This is a genomic window from Acidovorax sp. KNOB132, assembly GCF_057541515.1.
In genome coordinates, this window is sequence record NZ_BAAJYT010000320.1 from 1 (window position 1) to 3,727 (window position 3,727).

General features: G+C 69.2%; 2 protein-coding genes. Both read right to left on the reverse strand.

Annotation, left to right across the window (positions count from 1 at the left end; translation table 11 throughout):
* Positions 1–81: 81 nt before the first annotated feature.
* A complete protein-coding gene (locus tag AC27IO_RS21745; RefSeq protein ID WP_498740710.1) occupies positions 82–1,722 on the reverse strand; it encodes an S-layer protein in 1,641 nt (546 codons plus the stop codon).
* Between the two features lie 176 nt (positions 1,723–1,898).
* The gene (locus AC27IO_RS21750) at positions 1,899–3,467 is read right to left on the reverse strand and encodes a DHA2 family efflux MFS transporter permease subunit (RefSeq protein ID WP_498740712.1); all 1,569 of its coding nucleotides are present in this window, start codon (positions 3,465–3,467) and stop codon (positions 1,899–1,901) included.
* Positions 3,468–3,727: the final 260 nt, after the last annotated feature.

A 3,727-nucleotide genomic window follows, 5' to 3' on the forward strand; every position in this document is an offset into this window, starting at 1 on the left:
TTCTAGGGCATTGTGCTATTAAATAAATAGCAATCTGCCCCGGCCATCCGCAGGCGCCAGGCGCCCCGCCGCGCCCGGCCTTCAGCGCACCGACACGAAGATCGGGTTGGAATAGAACCAGAGGTTGCCGTAGTTGCGGTCGTTGATCTGGTCGTGGCGCTGGGCCGGGTCGGACGTGGTCACCGCCTGGTCCGCCAGCGGCTCGCCGTTCGCGGTGAGGCCGGCCACGTTCTCGCCCAGGTTCGTGCCGCGCAGGCGCAAATACTGGTTCTTGGCGATGGTGAGCGGAATCTCCATGGTGTAGTAGCCCTCGCCGTCCTGCGTCCAGTCGGCGGCCGTGAACCGGCGCAGCACGCGGGTGGTCGGGTTGGTGGCCTGCTGGTAGGCGGCCGAGCCGGGCTGCGCGCGCTCGCCCACGTCGCCCGCGATGAGATCGATGTGGTCCACCTTGGGCGTCATGTTGCCCAGGTTGCCGCTGGCCACCGGGCGCTGGTAGTTGTTGACCGGCGGGCTCTTGAAGCGGATGCGCACCGTCACGCTCTCGCCGGCCGAGGCCTTGATCTCCTGGCCCATGGTGCCCTTGCCGCTCAGGGCGTACACGTTGAAGTCCAGCGCGTTGATGAGGTCGCCGAAAACGCCGAAGCTGCGGCCCGCGCGCAGGCTGTCGACCAGGCCGCCGATGCCCCCCTCCGCCTTGCTGGCCTGCCAGACGTGGTTCTTGGCGTATTCGCCCGGGTAGTAGCCGCTGCTGTTGTTGTTCGAGTCGATCTCGAAGTGCGAGTCGGAGTCGGCGATGTTCCAGATGCGGCGGCCCTCGCCCAGCAGCGCGTCCCACACCCCGCCCAGTTTCGCCACGATGGCGTCGGTGCCGCCGTAGGTGCGGTTGGCTTGGTTGGCGTCGATGTAGGCCGAGGTGTAGCCGCCGCGATCGGGTTCGAGCTGGTTGCCCACCATGCCTTCGATGGCGAACACGATCCTGGGCGCCAGGTCGTTCATCTGGCGCAGATCGGCGATCGAATACTTGCCGGGGTTGCGCGAAGGGTGGTTGATCAGGGCGTAGCTGGTGTCGGGGTACTTCGCCTTCAGCCAGGCGATGGCCTTGAGCGCGTCGTCGGCCGTCTGGTTGAAGCGCTGCGGGTACTGGGCCTTCCAGCGGGCCACGTCCGCCGCGTCGAAGAGCGATTCGGCGCCCGTGGTGAACAGGTACTGGAACTCCTTGGCCCCGCTGGCGGAGGGCTTCAGGCTGCCGCTGGCCCCCTCGAAGAGGCCCACGCCGATGTGGTCGTGCGTGGGCATGTCCCACTCGAACCCCGAGAAGATCAGCTTGCCGGCGTAGTTGCCGGAGGCCTGCAGCGCCTGGATGCGCGGGATCTCATAGGCCTCCATGCCATAGGCGAAGGCCTTGGGCGCGGGCAGCAGGTTGGCCGCGTTGTCGTACTTGGACGAGCGCAGGTGGTTGGTCACCGCCATCCAGTCCAGGCGGTAGGTGGTGAAGGCCTTGCCGAGCAGGAAGTCGAGCGTCTGCGTCGTGCGCGAATCGTCCGATTGCACCGTGTGGGTGTGCAGGTCGCCGGTGGTCCAGCGGCCCTGTTCGGCGGCGGGCGTGCCGTCGCCGGAGCCGCCGCAGCCCGCCAGCAGGAGGGAGGGAAGGGCCAGGGCGATGGCCAGTGGCATCCGCGCACGGCGGAAGGTGTTGGGGGCAGGGGCAGAGGGGCGGGTCATGGGTGATCTGGATTTTTTGACGCAGGGGCCGGCGGCCGGCGGATGCCGGTGGCAGCCCCGCGTTTGTAGAAATCCCGGATGAACCCGTGATGACATGGCCTGCGCAGGCGCCTTGGTGCCCGCGCGCATGCCCCGGAGTGAGGCCTTGGCGCAACAGTCGCCCCGGCCCCCCGGCCTCAGTGCGCGCCGGCCGCGGCGTCCGCGCTGCCGGCGCTGGGACGCACCGGGTGGGCCAGCCAGACCAGCGGAATCAGCAGCAGGAACAGCACGGCCGACGCATAGAAGATGTCGTTGGCGGCCAGCATGAAGGCCTGCTGGTTCACCATGCGCTCCACCTGCGCCAGCGCCTGCTCGGGCGTGAGGCCGCCCGCCTGCAGCCCCTGCAGCGTCTGCGTGACGGCCACGCCGCCCTGCTGCAGCCCTTCGGTGAGCTGGGCATGGTGCAGCGTGGCGCGCCGCTCCCACAGCGTGGTCGAGACCGAGGTGCCGATAGCCCCCGCCGTGATGCGCATGAAGTTCGACAGCCCCGAGGCCGACGGAATGCGCGCGGGTGCGATCTCCGACAGCGTGATCGTCACCAGCGGGATGAAGAAGAACGCCATGGCGATGCCCTGGATGATCGTGGGCACCATGATCGTGGTCAGGTCGGCCTGGGTGGTGAACCGCGAGCGCATCCACAGCACCAGCGCGAACACCAGGAACGCGAAGGTGGCGAAGCGCCGCGGGTCCACCTTGGCGATGTTCTTGCCCACCACGGGCGAGAGCACCAGCGCCAGCAGCCCCACCGGCGCCAGCACCTCGCCGGCCTGCGTGGCGGTGTAGCCCATGTACTGCTGCAGCCACAGCGGCAGCAGCACCACGTTGCCGAAGAACAGGCCGTAGCCCACCGACGTGGCCAGCGCGCCGGCCCAGAAGTTGCGGATGCGGAACAGCGTGAGGTCCACCACCGGGTGCGGCTCGCCGCGCTCCCAGATCATGAAGGCGGCGAAACCCACCACCGCCACCACGCCGCACGCCACCACCCAGGGCGAGGCGAACCAGTCGTGCTCCTTGCCGATGTCCAGCATCACCTGCATGGCAGCGACCCAGATCACCAGCAGCGCCAGGCCGATGGAGTCGATGGGCAGCGCCCGCCGCTCGGATTCGCGCTTGTGGAAGATGCTCCAGGTGACCAGCACGGCCATGATGCCCACCGGCACGTTGATGTAGAAGATCCACGGCCAGCTCATGTTGTCGGTGATCCAGCCGCCCAGGAGCGGCCCCATCACCGGCGCGACGAGCGTGGTCATCGACCACATCGCCATCGCCAGCCCGGCCAGCGCCTTGGGGTAGCTGGACAGCAGCAGCGACTGCGACAGCGGAATCATCGGCCCGGCCACGAAGCCCTGCAGCGCGCGGAAGGCGATCAGCGTGGCCATGTTGGGTGCGATGCCGCACAGCAGCGAGGCGAGCACGAACAGCGTCACGCTGGCCACGAACAGGCGCACCTGCCCGAAGCGCTGCGACAGCCAGCCCGTCAGCGGCACCGCGATGGCATTGGCCACCGCGAAGCTGGTGATGACCCAGGTGCCTTGCGTGGGGCTCACGCCCAGGTCGCCCGCGATGGCGGGCAGGGACACGTTGGCGATGGACGTGTCCAGCACGTTCATGAACGTCGCGGCCGAGAGGGCCAGCGTGCCCCACATGCGCGCGCTGCCTTCGAGGGGCGGCGGCGCCTGGGGCGCAGGGGTGTTGGGGGAAGACATGGGTCAGCGTGTTGTGGGAGTGGTTCTACGGCTGGCCCGCTGCGGCGGTGCGCAGCGGGTCTGTCTTGGGGGGCGAGGCGCCGCCGGGGCGGCCCGCAGGGTCAGTGCGACGCGGTCGTGGCCGGCGCCATGGCGACCTGCGACGTGCCCTTGGCCGGCGCGGCGGCCAGCGTGGGCTTGTAGCCCGGGCCGGCGTTGGCCGCGATGATGCGGGCCACGTCGGCGCCGGCGCCCTTGTCCAGGTCGTCGTACACCGCGGT